This window comes from Halotia branconii CENA392 (assembly GCF_029953635.1).
GTDB classification, from domain to species: Bacteria; Cyanobacteriota; Cyanobacteriia; order Cyanobacteriales; family Nostocaceae; genus Halotia; species Halotia branconii.
In genome coordinates, this window is record NZ_CP124543.1 from 5,817,513 (window position 1) to 5,842,363 (window position 24,851).

Below are 24,851 nucleotides of genomic sequence, written 5' to 3' on the forward strand. Positions count from 1 at the left end.
AAATAATAGTTTCAGAATAACAATAAAAATCCATCTTCCCATGCCCTATGCCCTATGCCCATTTTTAAATATGTATAAAAAAATGAAAACTCTGCCAATTAAAATTTCTGATGAAACTCTACGGGATGGAGAACAACAAGTAGGCATTTTCTTTTCTTATCAAACTAAACGAAAACTCGCCCATCTAATTGCTCAAACAGGAGTTGATGGACTGGCGATTATGCCTTGTGTTTGTGAGCAAGAAGCAGAGCTTGTCACATCCTTAATATCAGAGGGATGGGATAGTTTAATTAATGCCTCGACGATGATGGGAAAACAGCACATTGATCAAGCGAAAAGCTATGGAGTGAAGCGGATTATTCTCTTCCATGCTGTTTCCGATCGCCTGCTGTTTTTACGAGATTCTCACATTCGTTTTATGCAAGAGTTACAAGGAAAAACTATTGATGACGATATCCCATCTCAGGTAATCAATAGAATTAGGCAAAATGCGATTGATGTGATTGTCGAAAATCTGCACTATGCTACAAAAGTTGCGGGACTCAAAGTGATTTTTGCGGCGGAGGATGCTTCTAGATCTGATTTTGACTTTTTAGTTGAATGTATTCGCTCATGCAGTCCTTATATTGAACATTTCCTACTGTGTGATACGGTGGGGGTTCTCAGTCCAGAAAAGAGTTATATCTGGGTTAACGATTTGCTGCAATCCACTACAGATGTACCATTGGGGGTACATTACCACAATGATATGGGATTGGGTCTAGAAAATACGCTTCAATCTCTGATGGCGGGAGCAACGTTAGTATCAGGGACATTTTGTGGTTTAGGGGAACGAGCCGGAAATGTAGCTCTAGAACAAGTTTTAAATGGGTTACGAGTCCGTTTTGGAATTGAAGTTGAGGGAATCGACTATAATGCGATCGCAGCTGTGACTAATTACATTGAAGAAATGGGGATTCGTCCCGCGCCTCCCTATTCTCAAACAGCACAACGCCACGAATCAGGTATTCATGTTAATTCCTTATTTCGTGATCCTAAAAGCTATGCTATCTTTACCCACAACAAGATAGATGTTGTATTTGGTAAATGGAGTGGAGTTAGTAATTTTCAATATCTCTTTGAAAAGCAACTGCAAAATCCTCAACCCAGAAAGCAGTACGAAAAAATGCGTTCTGTCATCAAATCTCTGGCTGCTGAACAAGAACGCTATTTTACTGCTAACGAAGTATTAGAGTTATGGAAAAATGGTATCTTTGAATAATTGATTGTGAAAATTTACAAATCATAATTCATCATATTTAAAGACTTAGGAAAATATTGACGCATTATTAGATTGCTGCTCAATTCTGGTTTTTCCTCCTGAGTTTTGAAGTTTGACAAGTAATTAGCCTCAAGAGACTAAAATAATTATTCAACAGATGCAAGCTACTACTTATCTTGGTAAATCATCAAAACATGACGCTGCTCCATCTGCTAACCAATTTTGGCAAAATATTAAAGCAATATTTGGGCTTTATTGGTATCCTACATCAGCAAACGGTAGACCATTTGCTGATGTCATTAAGACATGGGGAATGCTGATTCTACTAATATTATTAATTGTCGCACTGGTAGGCGTAACTGCTTTTAATAGCTTCGTTAGCCGCTATTTACTTGATGTGATTACTGAAGAAAAAGATTTAAAAAAATTTACAGATACTTTATTAGTTTATGGTGCTGCTCTAGTTTTAGTAACACTCTTGGTTGGATTGTCTAAATATGTCAGAAAACAAATTGCCCTTGATTGGTATCAATGGTTAAATAATCATATTTTATCTAAATATTTAAGCAATCGTGCTTATTATAAAATCAATTTTAAATCTGAGGTTGCCAATCCCGATCAACAAATATCTCAAGAAATTGAACCTCTAACCAAAAATGCCCTCTCGTTTTCAGCTACATTCCTAGAAAAAGTTTTGGAGATGACAACTTTTGTCATAATTCTCTGGACTCTTTCCCAATGGGTTGCAATTGCATTAGTGGCTTATACCGTAATTGGCAATTTAATTGCTGTTTATTTAGCTCAAGAATTAAATAATATTAAACAAGAAGAACTCGAATTTACAGGAGACTATACTTATAGCCTCACTCATGTTCGCAATCATGCTGAATCAATAGCATTTTTCCAGGGAGAAGACAAAGAATTAAATATCATTCAGCGCCGATTTCATAAAATTGTGCAAAATGCTAAAAGTAGAATTAATTGGGAAAGAAGCCAAGATATTTTTAATAGAGGATATCAAGCTATTATCCAAATATTTCCCTTTATAGTATTTGGCCCTTTACAAATTAATGGTCAAATTGATTTTGGCGAAATCGCTCAAGCTAGTTTAGCTTGTAATCTCTTTGCTAATGCAATGGCAGAATTAATTAGAGAATTTGCCACTTCTGGACGCTTTTCTAGTTACGTAGAACGTTTAGTTGAACTATCTGATGCGTTAGAAGCTATTAATAAAGTACCAGAAAATGTCAGTACGATTCAGACAATAGAAGAAAAGCGACTGGCTTTTGAAAATTTCACGTTACAAACACCTAATTATGAACAGGTAATTGTTGAAGAATTATCTTTATCTGTTCAGCCGGGAGAGGGTTTATTAATAGTCGGCCCCAGTGGTCGAGGGAAGAGTTCTTTGTTAAGAGCGATCGCAGGTTTATGGAACGCCGGAACCGGTCGCTTGGTACGTCCTGCTCTCGAAGAAGTGTTATTTTTACCCCAACGACCTTACATCATCTTAGGCACTTTGCGCGAACAATTACTCTATCCGCATACAGACCGGAAAATGAGCGATCGCGAACTCGAAGCAGTTTTAAAACAAGTTAATCTGCAAAACTTATTAAGTCGCATAGATGGTTTTGATACGGAAGTACCTTGGGAAAATATTCTCTCCTTGGGAGAACAACAACGTCTTGCATTTGCACGTTTAATAGTTACTCAACCTAGCTTCACTATTTTAGATGAAGCCACCAGTGCTTTAGATTTGAATAACGAAGCCCATTTATATCAACAATTACAAGAGACAAACACAACATTTATCAGTGTGGGACATCGAGAAAGCCTGTTTAATTATCATCAATGGGTTTTGGAATTATCACAAGATTCTAGTTGGCAACTTGTAACTGTACAAGATTATCGTCTGCAAAAAGCGAAAGAAATTGTAAATGATTCATCCGATAGTTCAGCAATCACAATTGATATTTCACCTAATAATCAAGCTCCCAGCCAACCGGAAACTACAATTAATCCTCCTCAAATTGGAGAAATAACTATAGATTCTTCGCCCAATGATGAAGCTCCCAGCCAACCGGAAACTACAATTAATCCTCCTCAAACTGAAGAAATAACCATAGATTTTTCATCCAATGATGAATCTCCTAGCCAACCGGAAACAGCAACAGAAATAGATACAATTGAAGGGCTGTCTCACCATGAGATGCAGAGATTAACAAATTATTCATTGGGTACTGTAAGAAGTAAAGCCAGTAAAGGTCAATCTATTACTGCTAAGGATAGTTTTACCTACCGCTATGACAAAAATCCCAAGGTGTTGAAATGGGTAATAACTTAACCAAAATTTATATTTGTTACCAATCAAGGTTATGCTAACAAGACAGCCAAGACAACTAATTACTCATGAAAATATTGCAATTTATGAACGAAATTACCAAGTACCAGTTATCAAAAATAAAGCGGTAAAAATAGTTCAAAAGAAAATTCAAGAACGTCAAAAAGTAATTAAGGAAGGTGTTCGTTATGAGTACAAATTTGCTGGCATAATTAAGCGAAAAAAAGCAATTAATCAGGGAGAAATCCTGAATGAGATTCAATTATTTATTAATGATTATATTTATGTTATTGAGTTTTTGGAAAAATATAAGAGTAATTATCATAATTTTTTATTAAATCTGACGGTAGATTTAAAAGAAATATTTCAGCAAAAATATCTAGAAATTAAACATTTAGAAGATGAAAGAAGTAGATTAGAGCTAAAAAATCATCAGCATCCGCAAATATTAGATGAACTAACAAGAGAAAAGCAAGAAAACTTGAAAGCTGCTTTAATATTAAGCAACGCTTATTTTTTAATTTTAGAGAAAATCAGCTTAATTAGTGAAGGAATTATCAAACTCGCAGAAGATACCCAAAAACAAAAAGACTTAGTTGAAAAAATAATCAAAGATTTAAAAGTCTATCAAGAAATTTACGAATATCAAAGTAAAGCTCGTAAGGTTCGTCAAGAAATTGCTAAAATTGCTCATGGTGCTGTCAATTTTGAGGATTCTTTACAAGCATACTTTAATCCTTTTCAATCTTTAATCGATGAAGTTGTGAAAGTAGATGAATATTTTTACACAACCGTCGAGGATATCAAAAATCTCGGTGATCAGATTTTAAACTATCAATCAAATTTATTTAACTTTGAAGCAGATGGGGCAATTTCCGATACTTTTCTCGATTTTATGGTAACAGGCTATGAGAAAAAAGCTAGATTAAAAGATGCCTTGATTAAATCTCAATTATTAAATTTACAAATCGATAATTTTGATTTGAATGAAAATGGTTTTTTGTTAGAACAGGGTATTGATATAATATCAAATTATCTCTGCCAGCAGTTTACGGAGCAAAGAAAGTTACTTGGTACAGCAGCAGTAAATTGTATCTCTACAGAGTCTCTAGCTGCTACTGAAAAAACAGGTTTGATGGGACTGGCTAATAATAATTTTACCTTCACAAAAGAGTTTCTTGTTAATCAAGATATTGACTATAGCCAATTGCAGAATCTCCTGGCACAAAATCAATGGAAACGGGCTGATATTGAAACCAGTAAATTGATGTTGACAGTGCTAAAAAAGAACTATTGGCATGAAGTTTATCAAGCAGATATTGATAACTTTCCTTGTCACGATATTCACATCATTGATCAACTGTGGGAACATTATAGTTACGGTTATTTTGGCTTCAGTATTCAACAAACTATCTGGAGCGAAATGGGCGGTCAAGTTGACTATGAAACAGAAAAAAGATTAGGCGATCGCCTGGGCTGGCGTAAACAGGGAAACTGGTTAAATTATGAGCAACTAACGTTTGAATTATCCCCAATGACACCAATGGGACACCTACCAGCCAAATGGTTACATTATGACCAAAATATTGTTGAATTATCCGCAAAATCTACAGCACACCTTTCAATGGCGGCTTGGCGAGTCAAGTCTTGGTTAATTTGGCAAATGCACTTATTTTTCTCTCGCGTCAAAACTTGTCAAGCAACTGGATTATGTGTCAATTGCACATCTATTAATAATAGAAAAAAGTAGAATAAAATTCATTCAAGGATAGATATGGATAATAGCAAACATTCTGATGTAGATATAGAAATTTTACTTCTAGGAAAATGGCGGTTTAATACTTCCTCAGAAAGAATCACTATCGAATTTAAAGATGATATGACTTATGAACAAACTAAGGTGCAAACATTGCTGTTATCTAGGACTAAAGAACTGATCACCGGAAATAAATTTACTGGTGTATGGTACGTAAGTCAAAAAAAATTATATTTAAATGTTAGAAATATGCCTAAATCATTTTTTAACTTTAGAATCCCACTAGCTTTAAAAATTTCTCTCGCCGATATTTTAGCTACTATCAATTCTGTGTTTATGCCAGAAATTTTTGAGGTCATGAGAATTAATGATTCTCAATTCCTGATTAGAGATAAAGAGGAATTAGTTATAGGGACAAAAATCATTATGAAGATGCATTGATATAAGCAAAAATGCACCTTCAGTATTTGGATCTGTTTTTCTACCAAATTTTATTAGCTAAACTTTCATCCACCTTAATACTTTTGAGTCTTTATTATAGCGGTAGGTAGAGCCTTCTTTGGTAGTAATCGTTTGCCCTTTGCTGCCTTTACTTCTCACAGTACCGAGTGAATAGTTTGTTAATTTCTGCATCTCTTGGTGAGATAGCCCTTCAATTGTATCTATTTCTGTTGATGCTTCTGGTTGGCTGGGAGATTCATGATTGGGTGCAGTTTGTTCAGGAGGGCTAGTAACAATTGGATTTAATTTTTGGCGTTGGTAATTCTCTACCGTCAAAAGTTGCCAACTAGAATCTTGTGATAATTCCAGCACCCATTGATGATAATTAAACAGACTTTCTCGATGTCCCACGCTGATAAATGTTGTGTTTGTTTCTTGTAATTGTTGATATAAATGGGCTTCGTTATTCAAATCTAAAGCACTAGTGGCTTCATCTAAGATAGTGAAACTAGGTTGAGTAACTATTAAACGTGCAAATGCAAGACGTTGTTGTTCTCCTAAGGAGAGAATATTTTCCCAAGGGACTTCCGTATCAAAACCCTCGACTCGATTTAATAGGTTTTGGAGATTAACTTGTTGCAAAATTTCCTTGAGTTCGCGATCGCTCATTTTCCGGTCTGTATGCGGATAGAGTAATTGTTCGCGCAAAGTACCTAAAATGATGTAAGGTCGTTGGGGTAAAAATAACACTTCTTCTAAGGGAGGTCTGACTAGACGACCGGTTCCGGCGTTCCATAACCCTGCGATCGCTCTCAACAAAGAACTCTTCCCTCGACCACTGGGGCCGACTATTAATAAACCCTCTCCCAGCTGAACAGATAAAGATAATTCTTCAACAATTACCTGCTCATAATTAGGAGTTTGTAAGGTGACATTTTCAAAAGCTAGGCGCTTTTCTTCTATTGTTTTAATCGTACTAACATTTTCAGGCTGTTTATTGACTGCTTCTAAAGCATCTGAAAATTCAGATAAACGCTCAACATAACTGGAAAATTTACCGGAAGTTCCAAATTCATTAATTAATTCTCCTAGCGCAGTTGCAAATAAACTACAAGCTAAAGCAGCTTGGCTAATTTCGCCAAATTCAATTTCACCTTTAATATCTAAAGGGCCAAATACTATAAATGGAAATATTTGGATCGCCGCTTGATAGCCTCTGCTGAAAATATCTTTATTTCTCTCCCAATCAATTTTACTTTTTGCATTTTTAATCAAAAGCAAAAATCTTTTTTGGATAATGTTTAATTCTTGATTTTCTCCTTGAAAGAAAGCTATTGATTCTGCGTGATCGCGTACATGAGTTAGTGAATAACTGTAGTCAGCTTTTGATTCTAGTTCTTCTTGATTAATTTTATTTAATTCTTGATTTAAGTAAACGGCAATCAAATTACCTATTACCGTATAAAACACTAAAATCACAGCAACTTGCTGAGAAATTGACCAAAGAATGATTAAAAAAGCTGTCATTTCCAGTACTTTTTCTAGCAAAGTAGCTGAAAAACTCAGAGCATTGCTGGCAATCGGTTCAATTTCTTGTGAAAGACGCTGATCTGGGTTGTCTACATCAGATTTGAAGTTGATTTTATAATAAGCCCGGCTACTTAAATATTTTGATAATATCTGGTTATTTAGCCATTGATACCAATCAAGGGCAATTTGTTTTCTGACAAATTTAGAAAACCCTACCAAGAGTGTTACCAATACAAGAGTGAAACCATAAAGCCATAAAGTATCAAAAAACTTAGAAAGGTCTTTATCTATGATGATAGTATCGAGCAAATAGCGATTAACGAAGCTATTAAAAACAGTTGTAGATACAAGGGCAATGATTAAGAATATTAACAAAAAGAGCATTCCCCACGCACGAATTACGTCTGAAAATGCTCTCTCACCTGCCTTAGTTGGATACCAATAAGGGCCTGCAATTAGTTTTACATCATCCCAAAATTGAGTAAAAGCAGAAGTATCTTTCTTTAAAGTTTGATTTTGAATTACTTGGGTTGTCATTTGCTCGAAATAATCTGAGATTTTACTTAATCAGTATGTTTGTCTTTAGATATTTGTTTGTGCTTGCTTTATGCAAACTTTCAAGCATTCAGCTAAAGCTTGGACATGGGGTGGATTCATCATCGTAATATGATTACCGGGAATAAAATGGAGATTTACGGGTTTAGTAGAAAATTTGCTCCAACCCCAGGTTGAATCTTGCAAAATCTGAGAATGTAATTCACTATCAGGTTTTTCAACCGCACCTTCATTAGCACGTAACAAAGTAATGTGGGTGGCATAAAACCGTTGTGGTACATAATTAACTAGAGAGTTAGCTTTGAGAATTTGCACCATATTATTTAGCTGCGTAATTTCAGCATCGGGAGGTAGAATATCAACCATTTTTAAACGCTGTAGAACGTATTTCAGTTGCTCCTCCCAAACTAAAGATCGCAGAATATCGTCAGCAATATCCAAGTTTTTTGCAAAAACTAATTCTGTTGCACGAGCAAATTCTACTAACCATTTAGCATTATCCCAGTCATGACCTATGAGGTTTTCCTGCTCAAACGGTGCTTTACTATCAATAATGGCAACTAAAGCTACTTCATGACCTTTGGAAATCAACTGTTGCGCCATTTCAAAAGCTACTTTACCGCCAAAAGAATGTCCTGCCAAAAAATATGGCCCCTGCGGTTGAATAGCTAAGAGTTCTTGAATGTAATTGACGGCTATATCTTCAACTTGGGTAATTGCTTCTAATTCTCCAGAAAGGTTATTTGCTTGAAAGCTGTAAAATGGCTGGTCTTGTCCTAAACAACGCGCCAAGTTAGACAAGTAAAAAGGCGTTCCACCAGCACCAGGTAAACAAAACAAAGGTGGTTTAGAACCATCTGGTTGAATTGCAACTAAACAAGAACAATTTGCACTATCTGAATCTTGCTGTAAAATTGTCGCTTGCTGTTCAATAGTTGGGTTTTGGAAGAGGGTGGCTATAGAAATATCTTTACTAAACTGTTGTTTTATTCTGGCGCTTAAATAGGGAGCTAACAGAGAATGTCCGCCAAGGTCAAAAAAGCTATCTTTTACTCCTACTTCCTCAACTTTTAAAATCTGTGACCAAATTTGTGTTAGTTGCAGTTCTAATTGGTTACGAGGTGCAACAAATCTGTCTGAATTACTGTTTTGAAAAGGTGCGGGTAAGGTTTTGCGGTCTATCTTACCGTTAGAGGTGAGGGGTAAAGACTCTAGCATCACAAAAGCACTGGGAACCATGTATTCTGGTAGTTTTGCTTTGAGGTATTGGCGTAGTTCTGTAGCGGTGGGAGATTGTTCTTTAGTTACTACGTAAGCAACTAAACGTTTACTTCGACTTCTCTGCGAGACGCTACGCGAACGCTCAGTACAAGTATCCCCTGGTTCATCCTCGCGCACCAATACCACAGTTTCCCAAATATCAGGATGAGATGCTAATAACGCCTCAATTTCTCCTAACTCAATCCGGAAACCACGAATTTTAACTTGATGGTCTATGCGTCCTAAATATTCTAACTCGCTATTGGGTAAATAACGCGCTAAATCCCCTGTTCTATATAGTTTTGAGTTGTGGTTAAAGGGATTTAAAATAAATTTTTGTGCTGTCAGATCAAAACGATTTAAATAACCTGTTGTCACCCCAGCACCACCGACATACATTTCACCGGGAACGCCTAGAGGGACTGGTTGAAGATATTCATCCAGCACATACACCTGTAAGTCGGGTATGGGACGACCGATAACGCTGGCTGTACTATGTAAATCGGCTTTACTCAAGGGACGATAGGTAACGTGTACAGTAGTTTCTGTAATTCCGTACATATTCACTAATTGCGGTTTGATGTCTCCATGTCGCTCAAACCAAGGTTGTAAACTCTGAATTTCTAAGGCTTCTCCACCAAATATGACTAGGCGTAAGTTTAATTCTCCGGTTGTTATTCCTGAGTTTTCCGCTTGAATTAATTGACGGAATGCTGAGGGTGTCTGATTGAGAATTGTGACTTTTTCTTGACACAATAACTCATAGAAAGATTCTGGAGAACGAGTAATTAAATAAGGAACTATTACCAATCTTCCACCATATAATAATGCTCCCCATATTTCCCACACAGAGAAATCAAAGGCGTAGGAATGGAACATTGTCCACACATCGTCTTGATTGAAGTGATACCAAGCATCTGTAGCAGCAAATAACCGCACGACATTGTAGTGGTTGACTAATGTACCTTTGGGGTTCCCTGTTGAACCTGATGTGTAGATGATGTAGGCTAGATTTTCTATTGTGCAGTTGTTAATAATATTTTTACTACTTTGATGAGAAATATTTTGCCAGTCTTTATCTAAACAAACTACTTTGGCGTTATGTTCTGGTAGGGTGTTGAGTAATTTTTCTTGTGTTAATAAAACTGGTATTTGTGAATCATTTAGCATATATGCTAAACGGTCAGCCGGATAGTCTGGATCTAATGGCACATAAGCTCCACCTGCTTTAAGTATGCCTAGTAGTCCGACTATCATTTCTAATGAGCGTTCTACACACAAACCCACTAAAGTATCTGCACTTACACCCAATGTTTTGAGGTGATGTGCTAATTGGTTAGCGCGAGTATTTAATTGATGGTATGTCAGTTTTTGCTGTTCATATACAACTGCTACAGCATCGGGTGTACGTTGAACTTGCTCTTCAAACAATTGATGAATGCATTTATCCGAGGGATAATTCGCTTGAGTATCATTCCATTGAGTTAATAACTGTTGTTGTTCAGGCTGTGTTAGCAATGGTAATTGCCAAATCCTCTCTTCTGGATTGCTGACAATTCCTGCTAGCAATATTTGAAAATGTCCCAACATTTGGGTAATTGTTGCATCATCAAATCTGCCAGTGTCATAGCTAATTTTTACTAAGAATTGCTCACGAGGGATAGCAACTACAGTCAAAGGATAATTGGTTTGTTCAACAGCGTGAATATTATCTATTGAGAAACCGTGATTTGCTAATTGCGTCGCAGATGCAGCATCAACAGGATAATTCTCAAAGACAACAATACTCTCAAACAAAGATTTTCCTCTAGGTACTTCACTCCAACCTTGAATTTCTACTAATGAACTATAGGAGAATTGCTCAGATTCAATTTGTTGTGTCTGTAAGTCTTTCAACAAATCCAGCACTTGAGTTTCTGGTGAAACTTGAACTCGCACTGGCAAGGTGTTAATAAATAATCCCACCATTGACTCTACACCAGTCAGCGCAGGTGGACGACCGGAAACAGTTGCACCAAAAACTACATCTGTTTCTCGACTGTAGCGACAAAGCAACATTGCCCAAGTAGCTTGTACCAAATTATTTAAAGTTAATTGATGCTGTCTAGCAAAAGTTTGTAGGGCTGCTGTTACTTGTGCTGGGAGTTGAATTTGCTGTTCGCTGTAGCTAGATTTTTGTTGCTTGCGGTTTGATAATGGTTTATCTACCGTCAAAGGCGTAGGTGCGGTAAAACCTTTGAGTTTTTCTCGCCAAAATTCCTCAGCTAAAGTTAAGTCTTGTTGCTGTAGCCAAGCAATATAGTCACGGTAGTTTCTAGTTGATTGCTCAGATAAACTTTCTCCTTGAGAAATTGCTTGATAGAACTTTAATAAATCTTGGAAAACTAAAGGTAATGACCAGCCATCGAGTAATATATGATGAGAACTCCAAATAAATTGATATTTCTCAGCACCCAACTTAATTAAATTCAGGCGCATTAATGGTGCTTGAGATAATGACAAGCCTTTTTGTTGCTGTGACTGCAAGAAAAGCTCTACTTCTTGTTGCTGTTGTTGTGGAGATAAATCTTGCCAATCATGGATTTTAACAGTAACTTTTAGCTGGTAATAAACTACTTGTAATGGTTTTTGCTCATTTTTCCAAACAAAAGCAGTCCGGAAAATTGAATGTTTGGCTACAATTTGCTGCCAAGCTTTCTCAAAGGCGATCGCATCTATTTTTCCTGATAGAGAACAATTTAACTGTTCAAAATATACTCCGGAATCTGGAGCATATAAACTCTCGAACAGCATACCCTGTTGCATCGGAGAAAGCGGATAAATATCCTCAATATTACGCCAGTTATTTTGGGCTTGTAAGCTGCCTAAAAGTTGGTCTAATTCTTGTTGATTGAGCTTAATTAACGGAAAATCGGAGGGTGTATAACCGCCATTTTCTGATGCTAAACAATGAGCAATTAACTTCTGTAATGTGTTGAAAAATTCTTGTGCTAAATTCTCAATTGTCTGGTGCTGGTGAAGATTTTTGCTATAAGTCCAATTTATTTGCAGACTTTCTTCAATGATAATGCTGTTGATATCCAAAAGATGAGGGCGATCGCTTTGCAAACTTTGGTTATACCCCGCAGACTCACTAGCTGGTTGTATCCAAGCATCTGTATTCAGGAGTTGATCGAATTGTCCTAAATAATTGAAGCTGATTTGCGCTGGTGGTAACGCTTCTAATTGAGCCGCAATTTCTGTATTTTGGCTCAAATAACGCAATAAACCATAGCCAATTCCTTTATTGGGAATCGCTCGCAGTTGTTCCTTAACAGATTTTAAAGCATCTGCGAGATTTTCTGTTGCTCCCAGTTCCAAAAGTACAGGAAAAATGGTTGTAAACCATCCGACAGTACGCGATAAATCTACACCATCAACAATATCTTCCCGCCCATGACCTTCTAAATTGAACAGCACAGAGCTAAAATTCGTCCATTTGCTCAAAACCAACGCCAAAGCAGTTAATAGGACATCGTTAATTTGAGTGTTATAAGCTTTCGGCACATCTTGCAATAAAGCACGAGTTTCTTCCTCAGTTAAGCAGACTAATACTGTATCAGCAGATGCAACTGTATTCGCTTCTGATGTAAAGTCAACTGGGATAGAAGGAACTGCGGCGCGAGAGTCATTGAGCCAATAATTTACTTCAGATTTAAGAGTTTTTGACTGAGCATATTCTGTTAATTTTTCAGACCAATCTTTAAAAGAACTGGTTTTAGCAGGAAGCGCAATTTTTTGACATTCAGCAAGTTGTTGATAAGCTGTTTGTAAATCTTCTAATAAAATTCGCCAAGAAACACCATCAATTATTAAGTGATGGATAACTATTATTAATCGCGCCCTTTGATTAATACCCAGATAGAAAAAGCCAACTTGGACTAAATTTTCTGATAAATGTAAACTAGCTTGTAAAGAATTTGATTGAGCTTCAATAGCTACTTTTTGTTCACTTTCAGAAAGTGTAGATAAGTCTAATTCAGAGAATGCAATATTACGATCTGGTTGGGAATAAGTTTGCTGCCAAGTCGAGTCAGATTGTATAAATCGTAAGCGCAAAGCATCGTGATGTCCGAGCAATTGCTGTAATGCTTGCTTTAACAAATCTGGCTTGGTGTCAGAGGGAACTGAGAGCAAAAATGTTTGATTAAAGTGGTGGGGATTGGAGAAATTTTGCTCAAAAAACCAATGTTGAATCGGCGTTAGCGGTAATGTTCCGGTGACTAAATCTTGTTCAGCCTCAACAGCTTTAATTGTACCTGCTACTGCTGCCAATTGCGCGATCGCTTGATTGGCAAATAGTTGTTTCAGACTCAGTTGTAAACCCGCTTGCTTGGCTTTCGCCAGAATTTGAATACTGAGAATAGAATCTCCGCCGAGTTCAAAGAAGTTATCATGAATACCGACTGGCTCGACTCTGAGAACTTCTGACCAAATCTGCGCTAATGTTTCCTCAATTTGGTTACGTGGAGCAACAAAACTGGCTTCCAATCCCTCACGGGTGTCTGGTGCTGGTAAAGCGCGACGGTCAACTTTACCATTAGGAGTTAAAGGTAAAGATTCTAGCAGCACAAAAGCATGAGGAATCATGTATTGTGGCAATTGACTAGAAAGGAGCGATCGCAACTGATTAATTGTCGGTGGATGCTGTGGATTTCCTACCACGTAAGCAACCAAGCGTTTACTTCGACTTACCTCGGCTCCGCTCGGCACAAGTCTCTCAGTACAAGTTTCACCTGGGTTATCTTCACGAGCAATAACACAAGCAGCTTGTACATCCTCATGTTGGTTGAGTAATTCTTCAATTTCTCCCAATTCGATGCGGAAGCCGCGAATTTTTACCTGATTATCGATGCGTCCCAGGTATTCAATAGTCCCATCTGTTAAATAACGCGCTAAATCGCCAGTTTTATATAATCTACTACCTTCTGCCTCCTGCCTCTGGTTGGTGAGCGCAGTCGAACCACTGCCTTCTGCCTTCTCAAACGGATTAGGAATGAATTTTGCTTTCGTCAACTCTGGACGATTAAGATAGCCTCGCGCCAACCCAGCACCGCCAATGTGCAGTTCTCCTGGCACACCCACAGGTACAGGTTGGAGATATTCATCTAAAATATAAACCTGCGCGTTAGCGATCGCACGACCAATAGGTACAACTTGTCTGTCACTACCACGTTGACAAGTCCAGAAAGTTGAGTCAATACAAGCTTCTGTCGGCCCGTAGAGATTGTATAAATTCACATTCAGCTTGCTTAATAAATCCTCTTGCAAAGCAACTGGTAAAACTTCACCACCACAAAAGACTTGTTTGAGAGAATCGCAAGTTTCAATTCCTCCCTGTTCTAAAAGGATTCGTAATAAAGATGGAACAAATTGAACGGTAGTAACTTTTTGTTGAGCAATTACATTTAACAGGTAAGCACCATCAGCATGACCTCCAGGTTGAGCTAATAGCAACTGTCCGCCAACTAACAAAGGGGCGTAAAATTCCCAAACAGAAGCATCAAAGCTAAAGGGAGTTTTTTGTAAAACCTTGTCTGTTTCATTTAGGGGGAATGTTGCTTGCATCCAGAACATATGGTTGCAAAGGTTGCGGTGAGTAAGCATCACCCCTTTAGGCTGACCTGTAGAACCAGAGGTGTAAATTACATAAGCCAAGTTACTAGCTTGTACATTGGTAATGCAATTTTCCTGGCTGTACTCAGCGATTAAATGCCAGTTAGTATCTAAACAGACAAATTTTGCTTGATGCTGAGGTAAATTCTTGCTCAAATGCTGCTGAGTCAACAATACAGAAACCTGAGCATCTTGCAGCATAAAGCTCAAACGCTCTTGAGGATAATCTGGATCAAGTGGTAAGTATGCTGCACCTGCTTTGAGAATCCCCAAAAGTCCTATGACCATTTCTAAAGAACGTTCTACACAAATACCCACTAAAGTATCTGGTTTTACACCCAATGAACGCAAATAATGAGCTAACTGATTAGCATGAGTATTCAATTCGTAGTAAGTCAGTTGTTGATTGTCAAACACCACAGCTACAGCATCAGGTGTACGCTCAACTTGTTCCTCAAATAACTGATGGATGCACTTATCTAATGGATAATCTGCTTGGGTATTGTTCCATTCAACTAATAATTGATGTTGCTCAGGTTGTGTCAGCAATGGTAATTTTGCAATCTTTTGTTCTGGGTTAGCAACAATACCTTCGAGCAATGTTACAAAATGCCCTGCCATGCGTTTAATTGTGCTGGCATCAAATAAATCGGTGCTATATTCCCACACCCCTATCATTCCATTAGGAGTGTTCTGCATTGATAAACTCAAATCAAACTTCGCTGTTGAACTTTCTGCCGCCAACGGAGTCACAGTCAAACCAGCCAACTCTATCTCAGACATCGGCGCATTCTGAAGAGCAAACATCACTTGAAACAGTGGTGTATAGCTGAGGTCTCTTTCCGGCTGCAAAGCATCCACCAGCATTTCAAACGGCAAATTCTGATGAGTGTATGCTTCCATTGCTGTTTCTCTAACACGAGTCAGCAATTCGCTGAAGCTGGGATTACCTGCTAAATTGCTTTGCATGACTAAGGTATTGACAAAAAAGCCAATTAACCCTTCTAGTTCAAAGCGATCGCGGTTAGCAATTGGTGTCCCTACCAAAATATCAGACTGTCCTGTATAGCGATAAAGCAAGGTATCATAAGCCGCTAACAGCGTCATGAATAGAGTACAACCTTGCTCCTGACTCAGTTTGACTAAATTATTGGTTAATTCAACTGACAGCGCAAACTGTTGATATGAGCCTGTAAATGTCTGTTCCGCAGGTCTTGGTCTATCTGTGGGTAAAGCTAGTAAAGCAGGTGCATTTGCTAATTGCTGTTCCCAATACGAGAGTTGACTTTGCAGTACATTCCCTTGCAACCAGTTTCTCTGCCAAATAGCGAAATCTGCATACTGTATGGGTAATGGTGCTAATGGTGACGGTTGATTTTGAGAATAAGCGTTGTATAGTGCTGCTAGTTCTTGAATAAACACACCCATTGACCAACCATCACTGACAGCGTGGTGCATACAAACTAACAAGATGTGTTCTGTATCATTCAGTACTACTAATTTTGCTCTAATTAACGCTTCAGAAGCTAAGTCAAACGGTTTAATAGCTTGTTGCTGCGCTAACTGCTGCGTGGCTACTTCCTGTTGGGTTGCAGATAAATCCTTGAAATCAACTATTGATAATGTTCCCTGCGATGCACTGAGCTTGTCGAAGTGTTCCCTAATTATTTGTGTTGGCTGTCCATCAACTGTAATGAAGTTGGTACGTAAAGCTTCGTGGCGATGAATTATTTCAATGAAGCTTTGTTCTAAAGCTGCTTGATTGAGATTCCCTAGCAGACGCAAAGCGATAGGAATGTTGTATAAAGCACTATTCGGTTCTAGTTGGTCTAAAAACCACAAACGTTGTTGAGCAAACGACAGTGGTAAATCTGAATTTTTTACTTTTGGTAAAATGGGCGGTTCAGAAAGTTCTTTGTTTTGTTGCTGTAATTGTCCAATCTGATGAGCTAATTCTGCTAATGTGGCTGTAGCAAACAAATCACGCAATGGTAACTCTACTTTAAAAATGCTGCGAATGCGTGAAACTAATTGCGTTCCTAATAGCGAGTGTCCACCTAATTCAAAGAAGTTATCGGTAATGCTTACTTGCGCTACTTTGAGAACTTGCGACCAAATTTGTACTAACAGTTCTTCGATTGGGTTGCGCGGTGCAATATAGTTGTCTGTGCTGGTACTGTATGAATCTGGTGCGGGTAAAGCACGACGGTCTACTTTACCACTAGGTGTAAGTGGTAGAGAATCCAGAAATACAAAAGCACTGGGTATCATGTATTCTGGGAGTTTTGCTTTCAGATATAGCCGTAGTTCGCTAATTGTAAGTGTAGAGTCTTGATTTGCGATCGCATAAGCAACTAAGCGTTTACTTCGACTTTGCTCAGTACAAGTATCACCAGGTGTATCTTCACGTGGAATCACGCAACAAGCTTGTATATCACTATGTTGACTGAGTGCGGCTTCAATTTCACCTAACTCAATGCGAAAACCACGTATTTTTACTTGATTATCAATACGCCCTAAGTATTCTATATTGCCATCTGGAAGATAACGCGCCAAATCCCCAGTTTTATATAATCTATTACCTTCTGCCTCCTGCCTCCGGTCACCGAGCGAAGCCGAGGTGCTACCTTCTGCTTCTTCAAAAGGATGAGGAATAAATTTTTCTTGTGTCAATTCAGGACAGTTGAGGTAGCCTCTAGCCAAACAGACACCGCCAATATATAACTCTCCTGGTACACCGACGGGTACGGGCTGTAAATATTTATCTAATATATAAATTTCTGTATTAGCAATCGGTTTGCCAATCGGAGGAAGCAACGGCCAAGTTTCTACGGGATTAGTTAGTGTAAAAGTAGTAACCACATGGCTTTCCGATGGCCCATAATGATTGTGCAGAGTACAATCACCAAGTTTGCTGAACCATTGAGAAATTGCGGGAGTAATCTGCAACTGTTCCCCAGCCGTAATTACTTCTCGTAAATGACTAGCAAATATTTCACTATCAACAGCTACTTCCGCTAGTTGCTGTAAGGCGACAAAGGCAAGAAACAACCTTTCAACAGCTTTTTGTTTCAGAAAACCTAATAAAGCCACAGCATCACGGCGCAATTCTTCCGTAATTAACAGCAATGTGCCGCCAGAACACCAAGTAGAAAAGATTTCTTGAAAGGAGACATCAAAGCTGATGGGCGCAAATTGCAGAGTTTTTGCCCCATGAGAAATTGTTGTGTTTTGCAGTTGCCATAAAATCAGGTTGCAAAGGGGAAGCTGATTCATTGCTACTCCCTTGGGTTTCCCTGTAGAACCAGAGGTATAAATTACATAACCTAAGTTATTTGCTTGTACGCCAGATATGAGATTGTTTTTACTGAATTGGGAAATTAGTCCAGCGTCAGTATCTAAACAAACGAGCTTTGCTTGATAAGAGGCAGAATAACTCAAGGCTCTCTCTTTCCCCCTGCCCCCTGCTCCCGGTCGCCGAGCGAAGCCGAGGTGCTGCCCCCCTGCCTTTTCACACTGGGGTAGTCTGTTAATGAGTGCCTGCTGAGTTAGCAATACTGAAACTTGAGCATCTTTGAGCATAAAACTCAGGCGTTCAGTGGGATATTCTGGGTCAATTGGTAAGTATGCACCACCCGCTTTCAGAATCCCCAATAGTCCCACAACCATTTCTAAGGAACGTTCGACACACAACCCCACTAGTACATCAGGTTTTACACCCAATGAACGCAAATAATGAGCTAACTGGTTAGCACGACAGTTCAATTCATGGTAAGTAAGTTTTTGATTGCCAAACTCTACTGCAACTGCATCAGGTGTATGCTGAACCTGTTCCTCAAATAATTGATGAATACATTTATCTTGGGGATAATCGGTTTTTGTATGATTCCACTCAACGAGTAACTTTTGTTGTTCGGGTTCTGTCAGCAGAGGTAATTGGGAAATTTGCTGCTGTGGGTTAGTAACAATCCCTTCCAGCAAGGTTTGCAAATGACCAGCCATCCGTTCGATAGTGGTTGCATCAAACAAATCAGTATTGTATTGCCAAACAGCTACTAGTCCTTGGCTAGTGTTCTGCATTAATAAAGTTAAGTCAAACTTGGCGGTTGTCCTGCCTGTCGCTAAGGGACTCACAGTTAAACCAGTTAATTCTGCTTGCGATGTGACTCCATTCTGAAGCACAAACATTACCTGAAACAGTGGTGTATAGCTGAGGTCGCGCTGTGGCTGCAAAACCTTAACCAACTCCTCAAAAGGTAAGTCTGGATGAGCGTAAGCTTCTAGTGTCAACTGGCGCACTCGATGCAGTAACTGCTTAAAACTGGGATTACCTGATAAATCGGTGCGTAAAACTAAGGTATTGGCAAAATAGCCAATTAACCTTTCAATTTCTATGCGATCGCGGTTAGCGATCGGCGTACCCACTACAATATCATCTGAGCCTGTATAGCGATAAAGTAAGGTGACAAATGCTGTAAACAGGGTCATGTATAAAGTAGCTCCCTGTTGCCTGCTGAAATTAACGAGAGCTTGGCTCAAATCCTGAGGAAGGTGTACATATTTAAGTGCGCCTTGGAAAGTTTGAATTGCAGGTCTGGGTCTGTCTGTGGGTAATTCTAATAAGGTGGGAGCGTTTTTAAGTAGTTGCTGCCAGTAGTTTAGCTGTTTTTGCAGTACCTCTGTTTGCAACCATTTTCGTTGCCAAACAGCAAAATCAGCATACTGAATTGGTAATACAGGTAACTCTGGAGACGAATTATGACAGATAGCTGAGTAAATGGTTGCTAACTCTCGCATTAACAAGTCCATTGACCAACCATCAATAATGATGTGGTGTATTGTTATTAACAATATATTTTCTATATCTGTGAGTTTCAGCACAGAAACTCGAATTAAAGGAGAATTAGCGAGGTCAAAGGGTTTGGTCGTTTCTTCTATAGCTAATTGCTGAGTTGCGATCGCTCTTTCACCCTCTGGTAAATCTGTTAAATCTAATACTAATATATTTAAAGTTAAGTTGTCAGCAATTACCTGAACTGGCTGGTCGTTGATGGTGCGGAAGTTGGTGCGTAAAGCTTCGTGGCGAGTGATAATTTGGTTGAGGCTTTGTTCTAGTGCGGTAATGTTTAACTGACCGTGAAGTTTTAGAGCTAGTTGTTCGTTATAAAAGGGGTTATCTGGTTCTAATTGGTTCAATAACCACAGTCTTTCTTGAGCAAAAGATAGAGGTAAGTTTTGAGTGCGATCGCATTTAATTAAAGGTGAATCTGTGTGAGTACTAATTTTATTTTTATTGTGTAGTAGTAAAATAAGTTCTGCTTTATTTTTAGCCAGTAAATCACGAGTTTCTGCTGTTAAAATTCCCTTAGGAGCATTAACACGTAACTGCTCACCATCAACCCACAACTTTACACCTTGCTTATTTAGATCGGCTACCAATTGCTCAATATTCACAGAAACATTACCTCCAACTCTTCACCTAACTTCTGCTTTACCTGTTCATTAAGGAATAAAAAAATAATTAAAAACGAACCACAAAGACACAAAGAACACGAAGTAAAAAATGCTTTAAAGAGTTATTGCATAAGTCATAATAATTTCAATAAATACAGTAGACTTAAACTGTCCGTAAAAATATTTTCTGTGTTATTTATTATTTTCTTCTTTGTGTACTTTGCGGTTCGTCATAATAATTTTTTGTTCACGACTTATCAGAAATTGCTTTCAATCATTCATCTTATGGGGTGGCCATCTTATCCACCCCAAATCTTAGTCAATTTCCTTCTCTAAATTGCAATTTCTTCTCTCTCAATCGCACTCGAATCAGTATCGAATTTTATTTGTTTCTCCAGCCTCAACGCTATTTCAGCTATTGTAGGAGAATCAAACAGATTTGCCACAGCTAATTGAATATCAAAAGCATTCCGCAATCGAGACATTACTTGAACAGCTATTAATGAATCTCCTCCTAGTTCAAAAAAGTTATCATAAATTCCTACCTGTTTTAGCCCTAACAATTCTTGCCAAATCTCCGCAATTTTATCTTCAATCTCATTACGGGGAGCTATATATGAGTTAGATAAATTAGGTCTTGAGTGGAATGTAGATAAACTGGCTTGCAGCTGTGATAAACTCTGTGATTTTTTTTCAAAGTTATTGCTAAATGCTGTTTGCACAGCAGCTTGAGCCATAATAATTTGATGTTCAAAAGCTTCACTTTGAGGAAAAGCAGCAACTTCAATAAAGCCTTGATATTGTAATGCTTCAAACCATTGTTCTTCAGTGATAAAAGGCTGACCAAGGCTGCGTCTTTTATCATCTAAAGGTTTCAGCAATAAACCCCAACTCATATCAAAATCTATCTTCGGCTGAGTTACTTCCCACAGTAAAAGGAAACCGCCAGGAGCTAATAAAGAGCGTACATGATGGAGAGTTTTATCGATGTTTTGAGTTGCGTGTAAAACATTAGAAGCTATGACTACATCAAAGCTATACTTCTCAAAACCTTGCTCAGTAGGCGACTTATCTATGTCTAGTAATTGGTAGTCAATAAATGGATATTCTTGAAACTTTTGTTGTGCTTGAGTTAAGAAACCGCTACCAATATCTGTAAAAGTATAGCTGGTTTGTTGCGCGGGTAACACTGGTAATATTGCTTGGGTAGACATACCAGTACCCCCGCCGATTTCCAAAACTCTTATGTGAACTGATGGCGGTAATAACTTAACCATCTGTTCTAAACTAAAACGCAAAATAGAGTTGTAATAAGCAACCAAAGGCGATTCTAAATGCGAACCGTTTTGCTTATCTTGGTAAACCAATTCATCAAAAAATTCTAATGGTTCTTGTTTACCAACAACAACAGCAGCTAAATTGTCACCGCAGCGTTGTACTAAATCTAAATCTATAGGAGTTGTAGCAGCAAATCTTTCTTTAACTTCTGCTAAATGTTCATCGATAAAATCTGGCGAACATGGTACAAATTCAGTAAATAATTGATGCTGTTGCTGTAGTTGTCCTTGTTCTACTAATATTTGCAACCATCTAAAAAACAATTGTTGATAGTGGGGTATAATTTGACATTCCGTTATCAAATCTTCTCCAGAATATCTTTTTTTGCGATTACTAAAAGCCCCTAATTGTTGGAAGGTAATATTAATATAGGCTGTACATAAACTATCTAAATACTGTTTGTTTTCCTGATATGTGACTTCATTGAGTTTTACATTTTGAGCATTGGCTTGTTTTTCACCTGCTTTTATCAGCGATGTCCATAATTTTGCTGTTGGAGGTACAATTTGCAACTCTCCCCAAGCTGTCTTTTGTGGTGGTTCAATCCAATAACGTTGGCGTTCAAAGGGATAAGTTGGTAAGGGAATCCGATAATATTCATTCTGACTATAAAATCCCAACCAATCTATCTTGACTCCAGCCAACCAAAGTTGACCTAATGTTGTAAATAAAATAGCCAAATCCGATTGTTTATCTTGCGGATGGCGTAGCGAATTTAAAATTGTTTGTGTTGCGGCTTTGTCTGGATGTCTTTTAGCTAATGTCGTGAGTGTGTGTCCTGGCCCTACTTCTAATAAGACTTGCTCAGGTGTTGCTAATAATTTCTCGATACCTTGAGCAAACAACACTGTAGAACGCAGATGTTGCGCGTAGTAGTCGGGGTTTGTGGCTTGGCTAACTGTAATCCAAGTACCTGTAAGGTTGGAAATATAAGGAAGTTTTGGAGGATTTAAAGTAACTTTTTTGACTCGCTCTGCAAATGCCTCTAAGATTGGTTCCATCATCTGAGAATGGAAAGCATGGGAAGTATGCAGACGGCGACATTCAACACTTTGATTAGCAAGCTGATGTTGTAGTGTATCTATTGCTGTTATAGAACCAGAAACTACACATTGCGATCGCTGATTAATCGCAGCTACAGAAAGCTCTGAGCCTAATAAGGATTTTACCTTTTCTGGGGGCAAAGGAACAGAAAGCATTGCGCCAGTGGGAAGTTGCTGCATCATCTGTCCGCGTGCTGCTACCAAAGATAAAGCATCTTCTAGGGAAAAAACTCCGGCGAGGGTTGCGGCAACATATTCGCCAATACTATGACCGATCGCAGCTTGTGGTTCCACTCCCCAAGACTGCCATAATTTAGCTAGGGCATATTCAATGACAAAAATTGCGCTTTGAGCAATGCTTGTTTGTTGAAGTTGCTGTGATGCTTCAGTAATTTTGTCATCACTAGGGTAAAGAATATGGCGTAAATCTAACCCTAGTAGGGGTTTGAGAATTTCTGAGCAATAATCAACTTGTTCTTGAAATACTATCTCTGTTTGATAAATTTCCCGCGCCATGTTGACGTACTGAGAACCTTGACCGGGAAACATAAAGACTACAGACCGTTCTGTAATCTCTGTATAGTTAGTAACAACTTGTTTTGACTCTAAATTGCTCAGAGATTGAACAGCATCGTCTAAATTTTGGCAAATCAACATCCGCCGATGATTAAAACCCCGACGACCGCTATTAAGTGTATAAGCTAAATCACCTAAATTAACTTCTGGATGCTCTTTTAAATGCGTGATTAAATTATCTGTCGCCTTCTCCAACGCACTAGCAGTTTTAGCCGACAAACACAATAGAAAATGTTGACTGTTGAGTGTTGACCCTTCGACTTCGCTCAGGGTCAAGGCTGAGCGGAGTCGAAGCCTTGACTTTTGACTTTTGACTTGTTTGGCTTCTTCCAAAATCACATGAGCATTCGTCCCCCCCATCCCAAAGGAACTAACACCAGCACGGCGAGGAGTGTTATTTGTTTTCCATTCGGTCAGAGTTGTATTGACATAGAAAGGACTGTTAGCAAAATCGATTTTGGGGTTAGGTGTTTGGAAGTGCAAACTAGGAGGCAGCGTTTTATTTTGCAATGCTAATGCTGTCTTTATTAAACCTGCAACACCTGCTGCTGTATCTAAATGTCCCAAGTTGGTTTTTAGCGAACCAATAGCGCAGAAACCTTTTTTATCGGTAGTTTCTCTAAAAGCTTGAGTTAAAGCGGCAATTTCGATGGGGTCGCCTAATGGTGTAGCTGTACCATGAGCTTCAATGTAGGTAATTGTTTCGGCATCTACACCAGCTACAGCTTGCGCTTCACCAATGACTGCGGCTTGACCACTGACACTAGGCGCAGTGTAACCCACCTTTGTTGCACCATCGTTATTGATAGCCGAGCCTTTAATGATTGCATAGATATGGTCGCGATCGCTTATTGCATCCTGTAATCTTTTTAATACCACAATTCCTGCACCACTACCGCCAATAGTTCCCTGTGCTTGAGCATCAAAAGCACGGCAATGTCCATCAGGAGAAAGTATCATTTCCTCTTGATATAAATAGCCTTTGTTTTGGGGAATGTTGAGGGTAACTCCTCCAGCTAAAGCCATGTCACATTCACCATTGAGAAGACTTTGACAAGCTTGGTGAACGGCAACTAAAGAAGTAGAACAAGCTGTTTGTACATTTATTGCTGGGCCTGTCAAGCCAAGTTTATATGCAACTCTGGTGGGTAAAAAATCTTTATCGCTGGAAATTCCTAATTGCAGAGGATCAAATGTTTCTGATAATTGATGATGAGGATAAATATTATTGAGTAAATATCTATTCATCCCCACACCACCATAAACCCCGATTAAACCGTTATAGATTTGTGGGTCATAACCAGCCTTTTCTACAGCTTCCCAAGCCAACTCTAAAAATAAGCGTTGTTGTGGATCTATTAACTCAGCTTCTTTAGCACTATACCCAAAGAAATTAGCATCAAATAATTCAATATCTTCTAGAGCCGCACTAGCTTTTACATAATGAGGATTATTTACTAAATCCGGTACAACACCAGCATTAATTAATTCCTCATCTGTCAACTGAGATATAGACTCTACACCATCACAAAGATTCTGCCAAAATTGGGCAATATCTTTTGCTCCTGGAAATCTCCCAGCCATAGAGATAATTGCAATTTCCGAATTATTAAATTCATTATTATTTAAATTTAAGTTCAT

At 38.4% G+C, this 24,851-nt stretch carries 7 protein-coding genes; 4 read left to right on the forward strand and 3 right to left on the reverse strand.

Annotation, left to right across the window (positions count from 1 at the left end):
• Positions 1–82: 82 nt before the first annotated feature.
• The 4 genes from QI031_RS25650 to QI031_RS25665 all read left to right on the forward strand — a co-directional run bounded on the left by QI031_RS25650 (position 83) and on the right by QI031_RS25665 (position 5,799).
• Positions 83–1,261: a 2-isopropylmalate synthase gene (locus QI031_RS25650; RefSeq protein ID WP_281482407.1), complete on the forward strand. Its 1,179-nt coding sequence runs from the start codon at positions 83–85 to the stop codon at positions 1,259–1,261.
• 157 nt (positions 1,262–1,418) lie between these two features.
• Positions 1,419–3,605 carry an ABC transporter ATP-binding protein/permease gene (locus QI031_RS25655; RefSeq protein ID WP_281482408.1) on the forward strand — a complete coding sequence of 729 codons (2,187 nt, stop codon included), beginning with the start codon at positions 1,419–1,421 and terminating at the stop codon, positions 3,603–3,605.
• 31 nt (positions 3,606–3,636) lie between these two features.
• The gene (locus tag QI031_RS25660; protein ID WP_281482409.1) at positions 3,637–5,352 is read left to right on the forward strand and encodes a GUN4 domain-containing protein; all 1,716 of its coding nucleotides are present in this window, start codon (positions 3,637–3,639) and stop codon (positions 5,350–5,352) included.
• 24 nt (positions 5,353–5,376) lie between these two features.
• On the forward strand, positions 5,377–5,799 hold the full coding sequence (locus QI031_RS25665) for a hypothetical protein (protein WP_281482410.1): 423 nt from the start codon (positions 5,377–5,379) through the stop codon (positions 5,797–5,799).
• Between the two features lie 57 nt (positions 5,800–5,856).
• Here the strand turns inward: QI031_RS25665 and QI031_RS25670 are convergent, their stop codons facing one another.
• The 3 genes from QI031_RS25670 to QI031_RS25680 form a co-directional block, all read right to left on the reverse strand.
• The gene (locus QI031_RS25670; protein WP_281482411.1) at positions 5,857–7,866 is read right to left on the reverse strand and encodes an ABC transporter ATP-binding protein/permease; all 2,010 of its coding nucleotides are present in this window, start codon (positions 7,864–7,866) and stop codon (positions 5,857–5,859) included.
• Positions 7,867–7,911: 45 nt separating this feature from the next.
• Positions 7,912–20,253 (reverse strand): non-ribosomal peptide synthetase, encoded by a 12,342-nt coding sequence (locus QI031_RS25675; RefSeq protein WP_281482412.1) that lies wholly within the window; start codon positions 20,251–20,253, stop codon positions 7,912–7,914.
• Between the two features lie 332 nt (positions 20,254–20,585).
• Positions 20,586–24,851: a beta-ketoacyl synthase N-terminal-like domain-containing protein gene (locus QI031_RS25680; protein WP_281482413.1), complete on the reverse strand. Its 4,266-nt coding sequence runs from the start codon at positions 24,849–24,851 to the stop codon at positions 20,586–20,588.

What these genes read in the sequence shown, in the direction of transcription:
- QI031_RS25665 (WP_281482410.1), top strand. Translation starts at nt 5,377, where the DNA reads ATGGATAATAGCAAACATTCTGATGTAGATATAGAAATTTTACTTCTA.
- QI031_RS25660 (WP_281482409.1), top strand. Translation starts at nt 3,637, where the DNA reads ATGCTAACAAGACAGCCAAGACAACTAATTACTCATGAAAATATTGCA.
- QI031_RS25655 (WP_281482408.1), top strand. Translation starts at nt 1,419, where the DNA reads ATGCAAGCTACTACTTATCTTGGTAAATCATCAAAACATGACGCTGCT.
- QI031_RS25670 (WP_281482411.1), bottom strand. Translation starts at nt 7,866, where the DNA reads ATGACAACCCAAGTAATTCAAAATCAAACTTTAAAGAAAGATACTTCT.
- QI031_RS25680 (WP_281482413.1), bottom strand. Translation starts at nt 24,851, where the DNA reads ATGAACTTAAATTTAAATAATAATGAATTTAATAATTCGGAAATTGCA.
- QI031_RS25650 (WP_281482407.1), top strand. Translation starts at nt 83, where the DNA reads ATGAAAACTCTGCCAATTAAAATTTCTGATGAAACTCTACGGGATGGA.